18 protein-coding genes are annotated in these 19,705 nt (G+C 60.6%); 13 read left to right on the plus strand and 5 right to left on the minus strand.

Annotation, left to right across the window (positions count from 1 at the left end):
• Positions 1 to 2: 2 nt before the first annotated feature.
• On the plus strand, positions 3 to 944 hold the full coding sequence (gshB, locus tag IBX59_RS00390; RefSeq protein WP_296371207.1) for a glutathione synthase: 942 nt from the start codon (positions 3 to 5) through the stop codon (positions 942 to 944).
• Complete coding sequence (locus IBX59_RS00395) at positions 941 to 1,825, plus strand: alpha/beta hydrolase fold domain-containing protein (RefSeq protein ID WP_296371209.1); 885 nt, start codon at positions 941 to 943, stop codon at positions 1,823 to 1,825. Before gshB ends, IBX59_RS00395 begins: the two co-directional genes overlap by 4 nt.
• A gap of 9 nt (positions 1,826 to 1,834) precedes the next feature.
• On the opposite strand, the gene IBX59_RS00400 is transcribed toward IBX59_RS00395, so the two are convergent.
• From IBX59_RS00400 to cobU, 3 genes are all read right to left on the minus strand, one after another.
• Positions 1,835 to 3,349 (minus strand): YifB family Mg chelatase-like AAA ATPase, encoded by a 1,515-nt coding sequence (locus tag IBX59_RS00400; protein WP_296371211.1) that lies wholly within the window; start codon positions 3,347 to 3,349, stop codon positions 1,835 to 1,837.
• A gap of 98 nt (positions 3,350 to 3,447) precedes the next feature.
• Positions 3,448 to 4,014 (minus strand): histidine phosphatase family protein, encoded by a 567-nt coding sequence (locus tag IBX59_RS00405; protein WP_296371213.1) that lies wholly within the window; start codon positions 4,012 to 4,014, stop codon positions 3,448 to 3,450.
• Complete coding sequence (cobU, locus tag IBX59_RS00410) at positions 4,011 to 4,535, minus strand: bifunctional adenosylcobinamide kinase/adenosylcobinamide-phosphate guanylyltransferase (protein WP_296371215.1); 525 nt, start codon at positions 4,533 to 4,535, stop codon at positions 4,011 to 4,013. Before cobU ends, IBX59_RS00405 begins: the two co-directional genes overlap by 4 nt.
• Before the next feature lie 92 nt (positions 4,536 to 4,627).
• On the opposite strand from cobU, the gene IBX59_RS00415 reads away from it, so the two are divergent.
• From IBX59_RS00415 to IBX59_RS00435, 5 genes are all read left to right on the plus strand, one after another.
• On the plus strand, positions 4,628 to 5,506 hold the full coding sequence (locus IBX59_RS00415) for an RNA polymerase factor sigma-32 (RefSeq protein WP_296371217.1): 879 nt from the start codon (positions 4,628 to 4,630) through the stop codon (positions 5,504 to 5,506).
• Between the two features lie 67 nt (positions 5,507 to 5,573).
• A complete protein-coding gene (coaBC, locus tag IBX59_RS00420; protein ID WP_296371219.1) occupies positions 5,574 to 6,767 on the plus strand; it encodes a bifunctional phosphopantothenoylcysteine decarboxylase/phosphopantothenate--cysteine ligase CoaBC in 1,194 nt (397 codons plus the stop codon).
• Positions 6,764 to 7,219: a dUTP diphosphatase gene (gene dut, locus IBX59_RS00425; RefSeq protein ID WP_296371221.1), complete on the plus strand. Its 456-nt coding sequence runs from the start codon at positions 6,764 to 6,766 to the stop codon at positions 7,217 to 7,219. Before coaBC ends, dut begins: the two co-directional genes overlap by 4 nt.
• Positions 7,216 to 8,256 carry a molybdopterin-synthase adenylyltransferase MoeB gene (locus tag IBX59_RS00430; RefSeq protein WP_296371223.1) on the plus strand — a complete coding sequence of 347 codons (1,041 nt, stop codon included), beginning with the start codon at positions 7,216 to 7,218 and terminating at the stop codon, positions 8,254 to 8,256. The genes dut and IBX59_RS00430 overlap by 4 nt, the downstream gene beginning before the upstream one ends.
• A gap of 111 nt (positions 8,257 to 8,367) precedes the next feature.
• Complete coding sequence (locus tag IBX59_RS00435; protein WP_296371225.1) at positions 8,368 to 10,395, plus strand: M3 family metallopeptidase; 2,028 nt, start codon at positions 8,368 to 8,370, stop codon at positions 10,393 to 10,395.
• Here IBX59_RS00435 and IBX59_RS00440 read toward each other — a convergent pair.
• On the minus strand, positions 10,392 to 11,300 hold the full coding sequence (locus IBX59_RS00440) for a cation diffusion facilitator family transporter (RefSeq protein WP_296371499.1): 909 nt from the start codon (positions 11,298 to 11,300) through the stop codon (positions 10,392 to 10,394). The two genes, IBX59_RS00435 and IBX59_RS00440, sit on opposite strands and share 4 nt — an antisense overlap.
• Positions 11,301 to 11,492: 192 nt before the next feature.
• On the opposite strand from IBX59_RS00440, the gene IBX59_RS00445 reads away from it, so the two are divergent.
• The 4 genes from IBX59_RS00445 (at position 11,493) to IBX59_RS00460 (ending at position 15,478) form a co-directional block, all read left to right on the plus strand.
• Positions 11,493 to 12,920: a circularly permuted type 2 ATP-grasp protein gene (locus IBX59_RS00445; RefSeq protein WP_296371226.1), complete on the plus strand. Its 1,428-nt coding sequence runs from the start codon at positions 11,493 to 11,495 to the stop codon at positions 12,918 to 12,920.
• A gap of 4 nt (positions 12,921 to 12,924) precedes the next feature.
• Positions 12,925 to 13,866, plus strand: a complete 942-nt coding sequence (locus IBX59_RS00450) for an alpha-E domain-containing protein (protein ID WP_296371229.1) — start codon at positions 12,925 to 12,927, stop codon at positions 13,864 to 13,866.
• 5 nt (positions 13,867 to 13,871) lie between these two features.
• Positions 13,872 to 14,672: a transglutaminase family protein gene (locus IBX59_RS00455; protein ID WP_296371231.1), complete on the plus strand. Its 801-nt coding sequence runs from the start codon at positions 13,872 to 13,874 to the stop codon at positions 14,670 to 14,672.
• Between the two features lie 68 nt (positions 14,673 to 14,740).
• Positions 14,741 to 15,478, plus strand: a complete 738-nt coding sequence (locus tag IBX59_RS00460; protein ID WP_296371233.1) for a proteasome-type protease — start codon at positions 14,741 to 14,743, stop codon at positions 15,476 to 15,478.
• On the opposite strand, the gene IBX59_RS00465 is transcribed toward IBX59_RS00460, so the two are convergent.
• Positions 15,479 to 15,940, minus strand: a complete 462-nt coding sequence (locus tag IBX59_RS00465) for an SH3 domain-containing protein (RefSeq protein ID WP_296371501.1) — start codon at positions 15,938 to 15,940, stop codon at positions 15,479 to 15,481.
• 178 nt (positions 15,941 to 16,118) lie between these two features.
• On the opposite strand from IBX59_RS00465, the gene IBX59_RS00470 reads away from it, so the two are divergent.
• Positions 16,119 to 17,105 carry a D-glycerate dehydrogenase gene (locus IBX59_RS00470; protein ID WP_296371235.1) on the plus strand — a complete coding sequence of 329 codons (987 nt, stop codon included), beginning with the start codon at positions 16,119 to 16,121 and terminating at the stop codon, positions 17,103 to 17,105.
• 107 nt (positions 17,106 to 17,212) lie between these two features.
• A complete protein-coding gene (locus IBX59_RS00475) occupies positions 17,213 to 19,705 on the plus strand; it encodes an FAD-dependent oxidoreductase (RefSeq protein ID WP_296371236.1) in 2,493 nt (830 codons plus the stop codon).

A 19,705-nucleotide genomic window follows, 5' to 3' on the forward strand; every position in this document is an offset into this window, starting at 1 on the left:
CCATGGCGCTGAAGATTGCTTTTCAGATGGATCCGATCGGGTCGATCAATATAGACGCTGACAGCACCTTTCGCATTGCCGAAGAGGCCCAGGCGCGGGGACACAGCCTTTTTTATTACACGCCTGACAAACTGGCCTATGATCAGGGCCGTGTCATCGCGCGGGGCTGGCCGCTGAGCGTGCAGCGCGTGAAAGGCGATCATTTCCGTTTGGGGCAAGAAACGGCGATGGATCTGGCGGATATTGATGTGGTCTGGCTGCGTCAGGATCCGCCCTTTGACATGAGCTATATCACGACAACCCATATTCTGGATATGGTCCACCCGGACACGTTGGTTGTGAATGATCCGTTCTGGGTGCGCAATTACCCTGAAAAACTGCTGGTTCTACAATTCCCCGACCTGACACCGCCCACGATGATTGCCCGCGATCTTGAGACGCTGAGATCCTTCCGGCGCGCGCATGGCGATGTCATTCTCAAGCCGCTTTACGGCAATGGCGGGGCTGGGGTTTTCAAACTCTCCCATGCCGACAGTAACCTTGCGTCGCTGCACGAGTTGTTTTCGGGCATCAACCGCGAACCTTTGATCATGCAGAAGTTCCTGCCTGCCGTGTCCAAAGGTGACAAACGGGTGATTCTGGTCGATGGCGAACCGGTTGGGGCAATCAACCGTGTGCCCGCCGAAGGTGAGACCCGATCGAACATGCATGTCGGCGGCCGCCCGGAAAAAGTGGCGCTGACCGACCGCGACCGCGAAATCTGCGCGCGAATCGGGCCGCTTTTGCGCCAGAAAGGCCAGATTTTCGTAGGTATTGACGTGATTGGTGACTGGCTGACGGAAATCAACGTGACCTCTCCCACCGGTATTCAGGAGTTGGAACGGTTCGACGACGTGAACATTGCCGAGAAGATATGGCAGGTGATCGAGGCGCGGCGCCAGTGACCTGGCGGCTGGCTCTTTTGAATTGGCATTTGCGCCGGTTTGAAAAGCCGGCACTGGCGCGGCACAGCATCGACAGGTTGCGCAAATCATTCGACGTCAAGGCACGCCTGTTTTTTCACGCTCCTTTCGGCAGCCGGCACCGCCGCGACACATTGGGTGGGGTGGCGGTGCAATGGGTCATGGCGCGCAACACGCCCGCGCCTGTGGTCATTCTTTTCCTGCATGGCGGGGCTTATGTTTTCGGGTCATCTGACACCCATCGTGCAATGCTCGGCAAGCTATCGGCCTTGACAGGTTTGCCCGCCTGTTTGCCGGATTACCGGCTGGCCCCGGAACACCCGTTTCCGGCGCAAATTTCAGATGCACTGGTGTGTTATCGGGCGCTGCGGGCTGATCATGACGTGATCATTGGCGGCGACAGTGCTGGCGGCGGGTTGGCGCTGGCGCTGCTGCATGAAATATTGCGCCTGGATCTGCCGCCGCCACGCGGCGTGTTCGCCTTTTCGCCGCTGACCGACGTAACCTATTCGGGCAAATCAGTTGTTGAGAACGCACAAAGTGACGCCCTTTTGACTGCCACGCGCATTGATGAAATGGTGCAGGCATTTATCGGGGCGCACGATCCGAAGGACCCGCGTGCGTCGCCGCTGTTTGGTCAATTCAACGGCGCGCCGCCGGTGTGGCTGTCGGTGGGCGATACGGAAATATTGCGTGATGATTCCCTGCGAATGCAGGCCGCATTGCAGGCGCAGGGGGTAGAATGCGCGCTGACGGTGACACACGATCACCCCCACGTCTGGCCAATATTTCATAACATCCTGCCAGAGGCGCAGGCAACGTTGCGCGATCTTGCGGACTGGATTTCCGCGCGGCGTGCCTGATTGTCGCCGTCAATTTTCGCGGGCAGTTATCAGACGATAGCTGACGGCCTCGGCCACATGGGGTTTGCGCACGTCATCGCTTGCGTCCAGATCAGCGATGGTGCGGGCGACACGCAAGACCCGGTGATATCCGCGCGCCGACATCCCGAACCGTTCGGCCACCCGGACCAGCAGGTCGCGCCCTTCGCTGTCGGGGGTGGCAATTTGGTTCAGCAGGTGGCCTTCGGCATCGGCGTTCACCCGCGCGTTGTCATGTCCGGCGAAACGTGCGGTCTGGCGCGCACGGGCTGCGGAGACGCGGGCGGCGACGGTGGCGGAACTTTCGCCGCCATCCGGTAGATCAAGATCGGTAAAGGCGACGGGTGGCACCTCGACCCGCAGATCGAAACGGTCCATCAGGGGGCCGGAAATGCGGCCCATGTAATCTTCGCCGCACAGCGGTACGCGGGCGCAGGCGCGGGCGGGGTCGGCCAGATAGCCGCATTTGCAGGGGTTTGCCGCTGCCACCAGCATGAACCTGCAAGGATAACGCACATGCGCATTGGCGCGCGCGACGACGACCTCGCCGGTTTCGATGGGCTGGCGCAGGGTTTCCAGCACGGTGCGGGCAAATTCGGGAAATTCATCCATGAACAGCACGCCGTTATGCGCAAGGCTGATTTCGCCCGGTTTGGCGCTGCGCCCGCCGCCGACGATCGCCGCCATGGATGCGGTGTGGTGCGGTTCGCGAAAGGGTGGTTCGCGGTTGATCCCGCCTTCGTCCAGCAGGCCCGACAGCGAATGGATCATGGATGTTTCCAGCGCCTCTACCGGGGTCAGTGGTGGCAAAATGCCCGGAATACGCGCCGCCAGCATGGATTTTCCCGAACCGGGCGATCCGACGAACATCAGGTGGTGCCGCCCCGCAGCGGCGATTTCCAGCGCGCGTTTGGCGCGTTCCTGGCCCTTGACCTCGGACAGGTCGCGGGTGGTTGTGGTGCCGTGCACCTCGCCCGGTTCGGCGGGCGACAGCACCGATTGGCCGGTATAATGCCGCACGACATCGGACAAACTGCGCGGTGCGATGACGTTCGCGGCCCCGACCCACGCGGCCTCTGCCCCGCAGGCGTGGGGGCACAGCAGGGTGCGATCGTCTTCTGCGGCGGCCATGGCGGCGGGCAGGGCGCCGATAACAGGCACCAGCGTGCCGTCCAGCGATAATTCGCCCAAGGCGACGGTTTGTGCGGCGTCGTCAAGCGGGATGATGTCCAGCGCAGCCAGCAGGGCCAGCGCGATGGGGAGGTCGAAATGCGACCCTTCCTTGGGCAGGTCGGCGGGGGACAGGTTCACCGTGATACGCTTTGACGGCAGGGCAATCGCCATGGCGGTCAGTGCCGCGCGCACCCTTTCGCGGGCTTCCGACACGGCCTTGTCTGGCAGGCCGACGATGGAAAACGCAGGTATGCCGGGGGCGATGGCGCATTGCACCTCGACCAGGCGGGCCGCGATCCCTTCGAATGCTACCGTGTAGGCCAGCGCGACCATCCATCACCCTCCGTTGATGGTTAACGGGTAGCGGGGCGCAGTTTACGAAAGGTTAATTTTCGGACAGAAGAGGCGATGCGACCGGTTTCGGCCGGTTTTCACGCACTGTGATTGATTTGCCCGACTGTCCAGGCACCGTCATACCGCAAATCGGTCACTGACAGGTTGTCGATTTTGTGGCCAAAGGCGGCATAGGCGCCGATGCCAAGCGCGCGCTGAAGCTGCGTCAGGATCATGCCGAAATGTGCCACGACGATCAGGTCGGCATGGCCCGCCTGCACATACCCGTCAATCGCCGTATCGACACGCGCCCGCACCGCGTTCCAGCTTTCGCCGCCGGGCGGGGCGATATCGCCGGGGTTTTCCCAATAGGCGCGGATGGTGGCGGGGTCTTCGGTCTCGATTTCGATGAATGTGCGCAGTTCCCACGTGCCAAAATTGATCTCGCGCAGGGCGGGGTCATGCGGCAGGCGGTGGGGGCGGGCTAGCGCATCGGCGGTGGCGGAGGCGCGGATCAGGTCGGATGACACGACGGGTGCGTCGGGCAGATAGGCGCGCAGACGGGCAAGGGCGGCAGTATCGGACAGGTCCGCGGGCAAATCAGACCAGCCGACCATCGTTTTCGCATGGGTCGGCCCGTGGCGCACCAGCCAAAGACGGGTCACGGCAGCTTGCCTTTCAGGACCAGCGGCAGCCCGGCCATGACGGCGACAACCAGATCGGCCTTGGTCGCGATGATCTGGTTCAGCGTGCCTTGGGCGTTGCGGAATTTGCGTGACAGCGCGTTGTCGGGTACGATCCCCTGACCAACCTCGTTCGACACGATGACGACACGGGCGGGGCAGGTGCGCAGCGCATCGCACAGCCGGTTTGTGTGCGCGGCGATGTCATGGTCGCCCAGTATGACATTTGTCAGCCAAAGCGTGGCGCAGTCGATCAGAACCGCCTGATCGGGGGTGCAACGGGCCAGTGCGGCGGGCAGGTTCAGTGGTTCTTCGATTGTGGTCCAGCCATTGCCGCGCTGATCACGATGGCGTGATACCTTGGCGGCCATTTCATCGTCAAAGATTTGCGCTGTCGCGATGTAAACAGGGGCATGCGCCCCTTGTAAAACAAGGCTTTCCGCAAAGGCCGATTTCCCGCTGGCCGCGCCCCCTAGCACCAAAGTCAAATTGGGCAATGTCATCTTGGCATCTTTGTGTGATCCACCTGCGTTAATGGGCCGTAACTAAAACGAACAACAAACAGGCGCAACCTGCGCAACACGGGAGAAATAACATGGGAACGTCCGGTTTTTCTGATCAAAGTTTGTCGCGCACGGCCATGAAAGCCGAGCTGCTGGATGCGGAAACCGAACTCAGGCTGGCATACGCATGGCGCGACCAGCGCGATGAAGAGGCGCTGCACCGTTTGATCACAGCCTATATGCGGCTGGCCATTTCCATGGCTTCGAAATTCAAACGTTACGGCGCACCCATGAATGACCTGATCCAAGAGGCTTCGGTCGGGTTGATGAAGGCCGCTGACAAATTCGACCCGGACCGTGGCGTGCGTTTTTCTACCTACGCAGTCTGGTGGATCAAGGCGAGCATTCAGGATTACGTGATGCGCAACTGGTCGATGGTGCGCACCGGGTCCACGTCTTCGCAAAAGTCGCTGTTTTTCAACATGCGCCGCGTGCAGGCCCGTCTGGAACGCGAAGCCGCCGCTGAAGGCCGCACGTTGGAACTGCATGACCTGCACGAAATGATCGCAACCGAGGTGGGCGTGCCATTGCATGACGTGCAGATGATGGATGGCCGCCTGTCAGGGTCTGACTTTTCGCTGAACGCGACTCAATCATCCGAAGACGAGGGCCGAGAGTGGATTGACGCGCTAGAGGATAACGGCCCGCAGGCCGCCGAAACCGTCGCCAACAGCCATGACAACGCGACATTGCGGCAGTGGTTGGTCACCGCGCTATCCGGCCTGAATGACCGTGAACAGTTCATCGTGCGCGAACGCAAGCTGCGCGATGACCCCCGGACGCTGGAAAGCCTTGGCACCGAACTGGGCCTTTCCAAGGAACGGGTGCGCCAGCTAGAGGCGGCGGCCTTTGGCAAAATGCGCAAGAGCCTTGAATCCCAAAGTAGCGAAGTTCACGCATTTTTTGCCTGATCACATGTCATTGTGTTTCTGGTGTCATCTGACCTAATGTCCGGTCAGATGGCACCGGGGGCGGCACATGCTGGCTGACAAACATATCCTGTTAATCGTGGGTGGCGGAATCGCAGCGTTCAAGGCGTTGGATCTTGTGCGCCGCTTGCGCGAACGCGGCGCGCGGGTGACGCCGGTGCTGACCCGCGCCGGCGCGGAATTTGTAACGCCGCTTAGCCTTGCGGCCTTGTCAGCTGCGAAAATCTATCAGGATCTGTTCGATCTGACGGACGAGGCCGAGATGGGCCATATCGAACTGTCCCGCGCTGCTGACCTGATCGTCGTGGCCCCGGCAACTGCTGATCTGATGGCGAAAATGGCGGGCGGGTTGGCGAATGATCTGGCCAGCACATTGTTGTTGGCCACTGATGAACGCGTGTTGATTGCCCCCGCGATGAATGTGCGCATGTGGGAACATGCCGCGACGCAGCGCAATCTGGCGACGTTGCAAGGCGATGGCATTCTGGTCGTTGGCCCAAACAACGGCGATATGGCCTGCGGCGAATATGGTCCGGGGCGCATGGCTGAAGTGCCCGAAATCATTGCCGCGATTGATGCGGCCCTGTCGGATGGGCCGCTGCGCGGTAAACATGTGCTGGTCACATCCGGCCCCACGCATGAACCGATTGACCCTGTGCGTTACATCGCCAACCGGTCGTCGGGGGCGCAAGGCACCGCGATTGCCCGCGCGCTGGCAGATCTGGGGGCCGATGTAACATTCGTGACCGGCCCCGCCGATGTGCCGCCGCCCGCCGGTGTGACCGTCGTCAAGGTCCAGACCGCGCGCGAGATGTTGGCCGCCGTGCAGGCGGCGCGCCCCGCCGATGTGGCTGTCTTTGCCGCCGCTGTGGCGGATTGGCATGTGATGAACGCAGGGCAAAGCAAGATCAAGAAAGACGGCAACCGTTTGCCGGTGCTGGGATTTGCCGAAAACCCCGACATTCTGGCAACGGTTTCGCATGCGAAACATGGCCGCCCCGGGCTGGTGATTGGTTTTGCCGCCGAAACGGATGACGTGATCGCCAACGCCACGGCGAAACGCGCGCGCAAGGGCTGTGACTGGATCGTCGCCAATGATGTATCGGCCGCGACGGGTATCATGGGCGGCACTGAAAATGCGGTTACCCTGATCATGAAAGACGGGTCTGAAACATGGCCTCGCATGACAAAGGATGCGGTCGCCACCGCCCTTGCCAAACGCATCGCAGAGGCGATTTCGTGACGCCGGATATTCTGTTGCAATGGGATGACGGCGCAGACGCCCGCCTTGGCCTGCCGTCATATGAAACCGCAGGTGCGGCGGGCGCCGATTTGCGCGCGAACCTGCCCGGTAAACGGCCTGTCGCATTGCCCACGGGCGCACGCGCGCTGATCCCGACAGGGCTGCGCATGGCGATCCCGCAAGGGTTTGAGGTGCAGATCAGGCCGCGGTCGGGCCTTGCGTTGAAACATGCGGTGACGCTGGTCAATACGCCCGGCACGATCGACAGCGATTATCGTGGGCCGGTGGGTGTGATCCTGATCAATCTGGGGCAAGAGGTGTTTACAGTGACACATGGGATGCGCATCGCGCAAATGGTGGTGGCCCCCGTGGTGCAGGCGCGTTTTGTTGCGGTGCCTGCGCTGGATGAAACCCCGCGTGGCGCGGGCGGTTTTGGGTCCACCGGCCTATGATTATGGTCGGTGCAATGATCGCCGCCCTTTGGGGGATCGGGGCCGTGATGAAGGCCCCGCATCAGGCGCGCTGGACAATGATTGCCATTTTGCTGGTGGCAGTGATGGTGTTGCAGTTGGTCCTGCCTGCGGGTCACCCCCTGCGCGCGGCGACGGGTGGCGATGCGCGGCTGTGGGGCTTGGTTATTGCTTTTGGGTTTATCGTGTGGGGCTATCGGCAGTTGTTGCGCCGGTTGCGCGCGCGGGTTGCTGGAAATGCGGCCCCTGTGGTGGCATCCGATACGTTTTCCCCGACCGAGCTTGACCGCTATGCCCGCCACATCATGCTGCGCGAGGTCGGCGGGCCGGGGCAAAAGGCGCTGCGCAATGCGCGAGTTCTGGTGATCGGGGCCGGTGGCCTGGGCGCGCCTGCGCTGCAATATCTTGCCGCTGCTGGTGTGGGCACGATTGGCGTGATTGACGATGATCTGGTCGAAAATGCCAATCTGCAACGGCAGGTGATCCACCTTGACCGCAACATCGGTATGCCCAAGGTCCATTCCGCAGCCGAGGCGATGACGGCGCAAAACCCCTTTGTCACCGTGCGCCCCTATCACCGGCGGCTGGAGGCGGATATCGTCGGCGCACTGTTTGCCGACTATGATCTGGTGCTGGATGGCACCGATAATTTCGCCACCCGCTATCTGGTGAACCGCACCGCTGTCGCGCTGGGCAAGCCGTTGATTGCCGCAGCCCTGACGCAATGGGAAGGTCAGATCAGCCTGTATGACCCGGCCCATGGCACGCCTTGTTACGCATGCGTTTTCCCCATTGCCCCCGATGCTGCACTGGTGCCCAGTTGCGCCGAGGCGGGGGTGATCGGCCCATTGCCCGGCGTGATCGGCGCGATGATGGCGGTCGAGGCGGTCAAGCAGATCACCGACGCGGGGCAGGGCTTGGGCGGGCGGTTGCTGATCTATGACGCGCTATATGCACAAACGCGGACGATTGCGATCAAACCGCGGGCAGATTGTCCGGTTTGTGGCGCAATGGGCTGACGTAGTGGGCCTGCTGCGCAGGCCCGTTTTGAGTATTTTTGGCAAGATGATGAGACAGGTTCTGGCAAAAGCCAGACGGCGGGCCTAGCTTTAGGGCAAAGGAGATTTGCCATGACAAACCCGTTGCTTGCCGATTGGGACACGCCGTTCGGGCTGCCACCGTTCGACCGGATTTCAGACGATGATTTCGCCCCCGCCGTTGATGCGGCTTTGGCCGAGGCCCGCGCCAATATTGCCGCGATCACCGAAAACCCCGCACCGCCCACATTCGCCAATACCATCGAAGCATTGGAACAGGCCGAGGAAACACTGGGCCGCGTGTTAGGCGCGTTTTACGGCATGGCCGGCGCTGACAGTAACCCGGCGCGCGAGGCGTTGCAGCGTGAGTTTGCCCCATTGTTGGCGGCTTATGGGTCCGAGATTTCGGAAAACAAGGCGCTTTTTGCGCGAATCGACGCGATATGGGCCGACCGTGATGCGCTGGCGCTTACGGATGAACAACAGCGCGTGCTGCTGCTGACGCGCCGCGGCTTTGTCCGTTCGGGTGCGCAGCTTGACGGTGCCGAAGCAGAGGCGCTGCGCGCGGTCAAATCGCGCCTGTCAGTGCTGGGCACGCAATTCACCCAGAACCTGCTGGCCGATGAACGCGCGTGGGTCATGCCGCTGGGTGACGATGACTTGGCCGGTTTGCCCGATTTCGTGATTACGACGGCCGGGGCCGCAGGTGCTGAAAAAGACGCAGGCGGCCCTGTCGTTACCCTGTCGCGGTCGTTGATCGTGCCGTTCCTGCAATTTTCCGACCGGCGCGACCTGCGCCAAAAGGCGTATGAGGCGTGGGCAGCGCGTGGTGCCAATGGTGGTGCCACCGACAACCGCGCCCTTGCAGCGGAAACGCTGAAATTGCGCGAAGAACGGGCGCGCCTGTTGGGCTATGACACATTTGCCGATTTCAAACTGGAAACAGAAATGGCGGGCACGCCTGCTGCCGTGCGTGATTTGCTGATGCAGGTCTGGGAACCGGCCAAGGCGGCGGCCACGGCGGACGCCAAAGTCTTGGAACGGATGCTGCATGCCGATGGGTTTGACGGCCCGCTGGAACCTTGGGATTGGCGCTATTATTCCGAAAAGCGGCGCAAGGAACTGCATGATCTGGATGAGGCAGAGCTAAAGCCGTATCTGCAACTGGACCGGATGATCGACGCGGCTTTTGCCTGTGCCAACCGTTTGTTCGGGCTGGAATTCGCAGAGATTTCCGGCCCCACCTATCACCCTGATCTGCGCATGTGGGAGGTGACGCGCGGTGGCGCACATGTGGCGGTTTTCATGGGTGACTATTTCGCGCGTGGGTCGAAACGGTCGGGCGCTTGGTGCACCGCGATGCGCACGCAGAAGCGGCTGGGCAGCGACACCCGCCCGCTGGTGCTGAATGTGTGTAACTTTGCCAAGCCACAGGATGGAAAGCCTGCATTGCTGTCCTATGATGATGCGCGCACGTTGTTTCATGAATTCGGCCATGCGCTACACCAGATGCTGTCGGATGTGACCTATGAAAGCATCAGTGGCACATCCGTGGCACGTGATTTCGTGGAATTGCCCAGCCAGTTGTTCGAACACTGGCTGGAGGTGCCAGATGTGTTGGCGGAATTCGCGACCCATGCGGACACAGGCCAGCCGATGCCGCAGGATTTGCTGGACAGGATGCTGGCCGCCACGACCTATGACATGGGGTTCCAGACCGTGGAATATGTCGCATCGGCGCTGGTTGATCTGGAATTTCATAACGGCACCGCCCCGGCGGACCCGATGCAGAAACAGGCGGAAATTCTTGAAAGCATCGGCATGCCCCACGCGATCCGCATGCGCCACGCGACGCCGCAATTTGCCCATGTGTTTTCCGGTGACGGATATTCCAGCGGCTATTACAGCTATATGTGGTCCGAAGTCATGGACGCCGATGCCTTCGCCGCCTTTGACGAGGCGGGCGACCCGTTTGATGCGGATATCGCCAAACGGCTTGAGGAAACGGTGCTGTCATCGGGCGGATCGGTGGATGCCGCTGATCTTTATACCGCGTTCCGTGGCCGGTTGCCGGGGGTTGATGCGCTGTTGAAGGGGCGCGGGCTGGACAGAGCCGCCTAGGGGCGGGTGTCGTTGGGGTGGCGTTGCACCCCGACCGGGTCTTTGTGGATCAGCACGTCGGCGCGGGGGTAGGCCGCAGTAATGGCCCGGCGCAGGGCCGCGCCGATGTCATGGGCTTGTTCCAGCGTCTGATCGCCGTCCAGTTCGATATGCAGGTTCACGAACACACGGCTGCCTGCGACGCGGGTTTTCAGGTCGTGAAATCCGTGCACGCCGGGAAAATCGGCGGTGATGGCGCTGATCCCGGCAATCATTTCCCGGTCGGCTTGCCGGTCCATCAGCGCGTCCCATGCGCCCTTGCCGATTCGCAGCGCGCCCACCGCCAGTAGGGCGGCGGCCCCCAGTGCGACAACGCTGTCGATCTGCCCCAGCCCAAAAGCGGCTGATGCCCAAAGCGCGATGATCGCGCCGATGTTGGGGATCAGGTCGCCCAGATAGTGCAGGCTGTCGGCCTTGACGACCTTGTTGTCGGTCTTGCGCGCCACATGCCGCTGCCACAGCACCAGCCCCAGCGTCAGCGCAATGGATAACAGCATGATCGCGATGCCCTGCCCTTCGCGTTCGGGCAGGGTCACAGCGTCGTCCAGCAGGCGCAAGATGGCGGCGACGGTAATAACCCCGGCAGAAATCAGGATGAACAGCGATTGACCCAGTGCTGCCAGATCCTCGGCCGAGGTGTGGCCGAAATTATGATCATCATCTGGGGGTTTGGCGGCATAGGTAATGGCGGCTAATGCGCCCAGCGACATCATCAGGTCCATCGCGCTATCGGCCAGTGTGGCGGCCACGGCCAGTGATCCGGTTTGTGCCAGCGCCCAAAGTTTTGCCAGCACCAGCACCAGTGCCACGATCACCGACATGACGCCTGCAGACAGGTTCAGGCGGGTGTCATGGCGTTGGGTCATCGGTTTGGCCTGCGGTGGTTTGGGCAATGTATCACCCATGTTTGCGGAACACTGTCCTATGCGTTGTTCCTTTACGCATCAAGCGCTAAGCAACGGTTTTGAGGGGCGCCCAAATTTTAGGCAAAATTTGTTTGCCGCACAATCGATGTGCGGCCCTATTGCGCATTTGTTGTTTCCCGCTACCGTAGTTATATGACCAATAAACCTGATTATTTTGATGAAATGATGCAGGCCGGTGGTGCGCCGCGTGCGCCCTACGCCGATTACCATGACTGGTTCACGAGCGAAGAACCCGGTCGCCTGCTGGAAAAGTCAGCCGAGGCCGAGGCGTTGTTCCGCCTGACGGGCATCACCTTTAACGTTTACGGCGACCCAGGTGCTGCCGAACGGCTGATCCCCTTTGACCTGATTCCGCGCATTATCGGCGGGCGGGAATGGGCGCTTGTGGCCAAGGGGATCGAACAGCGGGTGCGGGCACTGAATGCGTTTCTGCACGATATCTATCACCGGCAGGAAATCATCAAGGCGGGGCGCATTCCCGCCCGTATGATCGCGCAGAACGCCGCGTTTCTGCCCCAGATGATTGGCATGACCCCACCTGGCGGCATTTATACCCATATTGTCGGCACTGATCTGGTGCGCACCGGCCCGGATGAATTTTTCGTGCTGGAAGACAACGCGCGCACCCCTTCTGGCGTGTCCTACATGCTCGAAAATCGCGAAACCATGCTGCACATGTTTCCCGAACTGTTTTCCAAGGTAAAGGTGCAAAGCGTGTCGCAATACCCCCGGTCGCTGCGGCGGTCGCTGGGGGCTTGCGCGCCCAAGGCTTGCGAAGGTCGCCCGACGCTGGCGGTGCTGACGCCGGGGATGTATAATTCTGCCTATTACGAACACGCCTTTCTGGCCGATCAGATGGGCGCCGAACTGGTCGAGGGGCATGACCTGCGGGTCGTGAATGGCCGTGTCGCGATGCGCACGACGCAAGGGTATAAACCGATTGATGTGCTGTATCGCCGGATCGACGATGATTACCTTGACCCGCTGAATTTCAATCCTGATTCCATGCTGGGTGTGCCCGGTATCATCGATGTCTACCGCGCGGGTGGCATCACGCTGGCCAATGCGCCGGGCACGGGCATTGCCGACGACAAGGCGATCTATTCCTATATGCCCGAGATCGTGGAATTCTACACCGGCGAAAAGGCGATCCTGAAAAATGTCCCGACCCATCGCTGTTCGGAACCCGAGGCGTTGAAATATGTTTTGGATAACCTTGCCGAACTGGTCGTGAAAGAGGTGCATGGGTCAGGCGGTTACGGCATGCTGGTCGGCCCTGCGGCCAGCAAACAGGAACTGGCTGCGTTCCGCGCCAAGCTGGAGGCAAACCCCGACAATTACATCGCCCAGCCGACGCTGGCCCTGTCCACGGTGCCGATCCTGACCGATGCGGGCCTTGCACCGCGCCACGTCGACCTGCGCCCCTATGTGCTGGTATCACCGGGCAAAATCGACATTACCCCCGGTGGTCTGACCCGCGTGGCCCTGACCGAAGGGTCGCTGGTGGTGAATTCGTCCCAAGGGGGCGGCACCAAGGACACCTGGGTGCTGGAGGAGTAGGGCAATGCTAGGCAAGACAGCAGGCGGGCTTTTCTGGCTTTTCCGGTATATGGAACGGTCCGAAAACACAGCGCGGATGATTGATGCAGGGCTGCGGATTTCGCTGACACGGTCCAGTGCGGCGGTATCGGAATGGACGTCGATCCTGAACGCGACGGGGTTGCAGAATGTTTATCTGCAACGCTATGACACCTACACCGGCCCGCAGGTGATTGATTTTCTGCTGCGCGATGAAACCAACCCCGGCAGCGTGCGCGCCGTTGTCGAATCGGCGCGCAACAATGCCCGGTTGGTGCGCACCGCCCTGACCCGCGAGGTGTGGGAGGCGGTGAACGAATGCTACATGGCGTTGACCGCTGTGCTGGCCAACCCTGTCAGTGATCGCGACCTGCCGCGCGTATTGCAGATGATCCGCCAGCGCAGCGCCTTTGTGCGCGGGGCGCTGCATGGCACGATGGTGCGCAACGACATGTATGACTTTGCCCGCATCGGCACGTTTTTCGAACGCGCCGACAATACTGCCCGTATTCTGGATGTGAAATATTATATCCTGTTGCCGTCGATCATGCATGTGGGCACCGCCACCGACAACGTGCAGTGGGAAACCATCCTGCGCGCCACGTCATCCGTGCGCGCCTATCAAACCCTGCATGACGGCGAAGTTGACCCCAAAAGCATCGCGCATTTTCTGATACTGGACCGGCGCCTGCCGCGTAGCCTTGCGTTCTGTTATAGCAAGATCAAAGACAACCTTGCCTATCTGGAAACTGATTATGGCACGCGCCACCCCTGTCACGATCTGGCAGACCGGATCTGCAAGCGGTTTTCGACATTCGATGTCGATATGATCTTTGAATACGGATTGCACGAATACATTCAGGATTTCCTGACCGACAGCGCCGCCCTTGGGCAGCAGATCGAAACCGATTATCGTTTTATAGAGTGACGCCCATGCGCCTGAAAATCGAACACCAGACGACCTATACCTACGATCATCCTGTTCCTTACGGGTTGCAACAGCTTCGCCTGCGGCCCAAGTCGCGCGATGGTCAAGAGGTGCTGTCGTGGGATATTGATGTGCGCGGCGGCACCCGCGAAGTGACCTATGAGGACGAACACGCCAATACCGTCGATCTGATCAGCTTTGACGCAGGGCAACACGAAATCAGCATCATCTGCAAAGGCGAGGTTGACGTGACGGACAGGGCTGGCGTGGTCGGGCGCCAGATGGGGTTTGTGCCGCTATGGCTATATCAGCGCAGCACGCCGTTGACTGCGGCTGGCCCGCTGGTCAGGGCGCTGGTCGCGCAGGTGAAACGGGCAGACACCGAACTTGCCACATTGCACGCACTGTCGGCGCATATCTTGCAGGCCGTGCCTTATTCCACAGATCAGGCAGCGTCTGACCTGACGGTCGAACAGGCGCTGGCTGCCGGTCATGCGGTTTGTCAGGATCATGCGCATATTTTTGTGTCTGCGGCGCGCGCGATGGGATTTCCCGCGCGCTATGTGTCGGGCTATCTGATGATGGATGATCGGGTGATGCAGGATGCCAGCCATGCCTGGGCCGAGGCGCATGTCGCCGGGTTGGGCTGGGTTGGGTTCGATGTGTCGAACGGAATTTCGCCTGATGCGCGTTACGTCCGTGTGGCAACAGCCCTTGATTATCGCGGGGCGGCCCCCATTTCCGGTCTGCGTTTCGGGCATGGCCACGAAAGCATGAATGTATCCTTGCAGGTGCAGCAGCAATAGGTGCAAGTTAACGCGCAGGCAATAACCCCGTGTTAAGGGGTGTGCGTTGATAGCAGGCGGACGGAAAGATGACATATTGCGTTGGGATGCGGTTGGACCGTGGGCTTATTTTCATGGCGGACACGCGCACCAATGCCGGGATCGACAACGTCTCGACCGCCAAAAAGCTTCATCTGTGGAACGTGCCGGGTGACCGGGTGATTACGCTGATGACAGCCGGCAATCTGGCGACCACGCAGTCGGTGGTCAGCCTGCTGGATGAACGGGCCAAGGCCCCGCCGGATCGCAAACCATCCATCCTTGAGGCGCCTTCTATGTTTCAGATCGCGCGCGAGGTGGGGCAGACCCTGAAAGAGGTCATACAAGCCAACGCCATGACCGGCGAAAGCGCCGATGCGACCTTTGGCGCTACAATTATTCTGGGCGGGCAGATCAAGGGGGCGCCGCCGCGTCTGTTCCTGATCTACCCCGAGGGGAATTTCATTGAAGCATCCGATGACAACCCGTTTTTCCAGATTGGCGAAACCAAATACGGCAAGCCTATTCTTGTGCGCGCCTACGATCCGGCCATGAAGTTCGAAGCGTCGCTGAAACTTCTGATGGTCAGTTTCGATTCAACGATCAAATCAAATCTGTCAGTCGGTTTGCCGCTGGATTACATGACCTACGATACCGATGCGCTTGTGCCGGGCCACGTGGGGCGGATTGCTGCGGACAATCCCTATTACGCCGCTGTGTCGAATGGCTGGGGAGAGGCGCTGAAAGCGGCTTTTGATCATTTGCCGGAATTTACGTTTGACCCTTGATCAATCCTCGATTTCTTCTGGTGTAACACCCCAAAGCGCGGATTTGAGCGCCCACCCCCGATAGCCGCCTGCGGACAGTTTGCACCAATCGGCGTTACACTCGGCCAGCCGGGCGATGACGCCGGGTTCCAGAATGGCGTTTTCCAGTGCTTTTTCGTCGGGGCGGGCGCGTAGCGCTGTCGCTTGTTCGTTGATCAGCACGGTGCGTGCGCCTGACAACAGGGTATAATGGACCCAACCGCCTTGCCCGTCGCGGTCAATCACGCGCCGCCATTGCCCGTATTCCGCGACAACCTGCAAAGGCATATTGCGGCGGGTATAGACCCAGTCGATCCGGTGCGACAGTGACGGCCCCCGGCGCACGTTCGTTTCGGATGCCTTGAGCGAGACGAAGCGCGGCAAAGGAAGGTTTGTTTCCGGGCCTAATGCGGGTGACTGGGGGGCCGATTGCGCGCCGACCATGCCGACAGACAGCACGATCGCGCAGATCATCATCAGCACCACACGGAAACCTTGTGCCCATGCACTCATTGTCTGCCCTTAACTGCTCAAAATTCGGTGCGCGGTTCTTGTGCTGCGCGTCCCTTTCGCGCAACCTGCCACGACAAGGATGATTTGGAAAGCCATGGGAGGGCATACCATGCCGGGTAAGCATTTGAGTGTTGTTGTTTCGCGACGGTTGCCCGAGGTGGTGGAAACCCGGATGAAGGAATTGTTCAACGTTACCCTGCGCGAAGACGACACCGCGATGACGCCCGATGAACTGGCCGCCGCCATGCAGGATGCGGATGTTCTGGTATCGACGATCACCGACCAGATCGACGCGAAACTGCTTGGCCGCGCGGGTGACAAGCTCAAGCTGATTGCGAATTATGGGGCTGGCGTGGATCATATCGACGTCGCGACAGCCCGCCAGCGCGGTATCCATGTGTCCAACACCCCCGGCGTTGTCACTGATGATACCGCCGATATGGTCATGGCGCTGATTCTTGCGGTGACACGGCGGCTGGGCGAAGGGATGAAGCTGGCGCAATCGGACGATTGGCAGGGCTGGTCGCCCACGGCGATGCTGGGGGGGCGCATTGCGGGGCGGCGGCTGGGCATTCTGGGCATGGGCCGGATCGGGCAGGCGGTGGCCAAACGCGCCGCTGTGTTCGGCATGCAGGTGCATTACCACAACCGCAAACGCCTGCGCCCCGAAATCGAGGATGCGCTGGACGCCACATATTGGGAAAGCCTTGATCAGATGGTGGCGCGGATGGATGTGATTTCCATCAACTGCCCGCATACGCCATCGACTTTCCACCTGATGAATGCGCGGCGGTTGAAGCTGATGAAGCCGACCGCAGTGATCGTGAATGCCTCGCGTGGTGAGGTGATCGACGAAAACGCATTGACCCGTATGTTGCGCGCCGGTGAAATAGCGGGTGCCGGGCTTGATGTGTTCGAACGCGGCCACGAGATCAACCCGCGCCTGAAGGAACTTCCCAACGCGATATTGCTGCCGCATATGGGGTCTGCCACGCTGGAAGGCCGGATCGAGATGGGCGAAAAGGTGATCGTGAACATCAAGACCTTCGCCGATGGCCACAGACCGCCCGATCTGGTTGTGCCGTCGATGCTGTAACCACGGCCGAGTCTGTCGGTTTTGCGCGGTAAGCGGTCGGCTGGTTCTTTCTTTGTGGGCCGGTTTCGCGCAGATTGGCCCCGAATGGTGACACCGGGAATCGTGAAATGAAAACGCAAGTCAAAGCATTGGTCGTGGGCGGCGGGGCTGTTGGCACGTCAATCGCCTATCATCTGGCCCGCGCGGGCTGGGAAGATGTGATGCTGCTGGAACGTGATGAACTGACATCGGGGTCCACATGGCACGCGGCGGGTTTGTTGCCGTTGTTCAATATGTCTTTTGCGACGACCCATATTCACAAATACTCGGTCGACTTTTACAAAACGCTTGAGGCCGAAACCGGCCTGAACGCCGGTTTTGCCGTGGTAGGCAACCTGCGGATGGCGCAGACGCAGGAACGCATGGATGAATACATGCTGTATGCGTCCACCGCCGAAACCTGCGATGTGCCCTATGTTTGGATGACGCCGGACGAGATCAAGGCGAAATGGCCGCTGATCAACACAGACGACCTGAAAGGTGCACTGTATCACAACACTGACGGCTATATTAACCCCGCCGATGTGACGCAGGCAATGGCCAAGGGCGCGCGTCAGCGCGGGGTCGAGATTGTGCGCAAATGGCAGGCGGACGCGTTTCACTGGAACGGCACCCATTGGGAAGTGACCGCGACCCGTATGGTCGAAAAGGGTGGCAACCTTGTGCCGTCCGACGAACAGGTCGTCATTACCGCCGAACATGTCGTGACCGCCAGCGGCAACCACGCCCAGACCACCGCCAAAAAGCTGGGGATCAAGATCCCCGCGATTCCCGTCGAACACCAGTTCATCGTAATGGATCAAGACCCCGCGCTGGTGGCCTATCGCGCCGCAGGCAACCCCGAACACCCGGTAATCCGCGATGCCGATGCGCAATCTTACGTGCGCGAGGAACGCGGCGGCTGGATCCTGGGTGTTTACGAGAAAAACGCGCCTGCGGTGTTTGAATACGGCGTGCCCGACAGTTTCCGTGCTGACCTGTTCCCGCTCGACCTGGAACGGATAGAGGATCAGTATATGGCGATGATCCACCGCATTCCGTCTTGCGAAGACTCGGGGCTAAAGGATGATTTCAACGGCCCCATCTGCTATACCCCCGACGGCAACCCGTTGGTTGGCCCTGCACCGGGCCTGCGCAACATGTGGCTGGCAGAAGGGTTTTCCTTTGGCATCACAGCGGCGGGCGGCACCGGTTATTACCTTGCACAACTGATGGTGAATGGCGAGGCCGAGATCGACATGGCATCGCTTGACCCCAAACGTTACGGCGACTGGATGACCACGGAATTTGCGGCGCGCAAGAACGAGGAATGCTACGACCACGTCTATATTCTGCACCACCCCGACGAAGAACGCCCTGCCTGCCGTCCCCTGCGCACATCGCCCGCCTATGACCGGCAGGCAGCCCGTGGCGCGCAGTTTGGTTTCGTGAACGGCTGGGAACGCCCGAATTATTTTGCGCCCATGGGGTTCAACGACCACGACGCGCGGTCGTTCCGGCGCGGCGGATGGTGGCAATATGCCGTGGAAGAGGCGAAAGCGATCCGCGAAGGCGTGGGCCTGATCGACGCAACGGCCTTTACCAAGCATATTGTTAAAGGCCCCGGCGCAACCGCGTTTCTGGACTGGTTCACCACCAACAAACTGCCCCGCGTCGGCCGCATCAACCTGACATATGCGCTGACGGCCCACGGCACGACGCGCACGGAATATACCATCGTGCGGCTGAAGGCTGATGAATACTATCTGGTCAGCGCCGGGGCATGGACGGCCTATGATGCGGATTACCTGCGCAAGGCGGTGGAGGATAAGGAACCTGAGTTTGGCCGGATCGACGTGCAGAACGTCACGACCCAATGGGGTGTTTTTGCTATCGCTGGCCCGAAATCGCGCGATGTGCTGAACGCGGTGATCAAGGACGCCGACCCGGCGACGGCGCTGTCGAACAAACGTTTCCCATGGCTCTCTGCACGGCCGATCGAACTGGGCATGTGCCCGGTCAACGCGATCCGCGTGGCCTATACGGGCGAATTGGGGTGGGAATTGCACCACCCGATCGAGATGCAGAACTATCTGTTCGATCTGCTGGAAAAGGCAGGCGAGCCGCATGGCATGAAACTGGTGGGCGCACGGGCGCAAAACTGGTTGCGGCAGGAAAAGAGCTATCGCGCATTTGGCAACGAACTGGGCCGCGACGCGACCCCGATCGAGGCTGATTTGCCGCGCTTTGTCGATATGTCCAAGGACTTCCACGGCAAGGCCGAAATGGAAGCTAAGGGGATCAGGTCAAAATGCGTCACCCTGCTGATCGATGGGCCGGACGATGCCGACCCGTGGGGCCGCGAGGCGCTGTATGATGGGGACACCCGCGTGGGGCGCCTGACGTCGGGGGGCTATTCGGTGGCTTTTGGCAAATCCATCGGCATGGGCTATGTCCGCCCCGATCTGGCCGTGGTTGGCACCAAGTTGCAGGTCAAGATGCTGGACCGGCTGTGGCCTGCCACGATCGTCGAGGACAGCCCGTATGATCCGTCAAACGCCACGATCCGGGTGGATGGCTAG

It is taken from the genome of Yoonia sp., from assembly GCF_014859355.1.
In the GTDB taxonomy this organism is placed as follows: domain Bacteria; phylum Pseudomonadota; class Alphaproteobacteria; order Rhodobacterales; family Rhodobacteraceae; genus Yoonia.

What these genes read in the sequence shown, in the direction of transcription:
- IBX59_RS00455 (WP_296371231.1), top strand. Translation starts at nt 13,872, where the DNA reads ATGCGCCTGAAAATCGAACACCAGACGACCTATACCTACGATCATCCT.
- IBX59_RS00470 (WP_296371235.1), top strand. Translation starts at nt 16,119, where the DNA reads ATGCCGGGTAAGCATTTGAGTGTTGTTGTTTCGCGACGGTTGCCCGAG.
- IBX59_RS00445 (WP_296371226.1), top strand. Translation starts at nt 11,493, where the DNA reads ATGACCAATAAACCTGATTATTTTGATGAAATGATGCAGGCCGGTGGT.
- IBX59_RS00435 (WP_296371225.1), top strand. Translation starts at nt 8,368, where the DNA reads ATGACAAACCCGTTGCTTGCCGATTGGGACACGCCGTTCGGGCTGCCA.
- IBX59_RS00430 (WP_296371223.1), top strand. Translation starts at nt 7,216, where the DNA reads ATGATTATGGTCGGTGCAATGATCGCCGCCCTTTGGGGGATCGGGGCC.
- IBX59_RS00460 (WP_296371233.1), top strand. Translation starts at nt 14,741, where the DNA reads ATGACATATTGCGTTGGGATGCGGTTGGACCGTGGGCTTATTTTCATG.
- gshB (WP_296371207.1), top strand. Translation starts at nt 3, where the DNA reads ATGGCGCTGAAGATTGCTTTTCAGATGGATCCGATCGGGTCGATCAAT.
- coaBC (WP_296371219.1), top strand. Translation starts at nt 5,574, where the DNA reads ATGCTGGCTGACAAACATATCCTGTTAATCGTGGGTGGCGGAATCGCA.
- IBX59_RS00475 (WP_296371236.1), top strand. Translation starts at nt 17,213, where the DNA reads ATGAAAACGCAAGTCAAAGCATTGGTCGTGGGCGGCGGGGCTGTTGGC.
- IBX59_RS00450 (WP_296371229.1), top strand. Translation starts at nt 12,925, where the DNA reads ATGCTAGGCAAGACAGCAGGCGGGCTTTTCTGGCTTTTCCGGTATATG.
- IBX59_RS00465 (WP_296371501.1), bottom strand. Translation starts at nt 15,940, where the DNA reads ATGGTCGGCGCGCAATCGGCCCCCCAGTCACCCGCATTAGGCCCGGAA.
- IBX59_RS00415 (WP_296371217.1), top strand. Translation starts at nt 4,628, where the DNA reads ATGGGAACGTCCGGTTTTTCTGATCAAAGTTTGTCGCGCACGGCCATG.
- IBX59_RS00440 (WP_296371499.1), bottom strand. Translation starts at nt 11,300, where the DNA reads ATGACCCAACGCCATGACACCCGCCTGAACCTGTCTGCAGGCGTCATG.
- IBX59_RS00400 (WP_296371211.1), bottom strand. Translation starts at nt 3,349, where the DNA reads ATGGTCGCGCTGGCCTACACGGTAGCATTCGAAGGGATCGCGGCCCGC.
- cobU (WP_296371215.1), bottom strand. Translation starts at nt 4,535, where the DNA reads ATGACATTGCCCAATTTGACTTTGGTGCTAGGGGGCGCGGCCAGCGGG.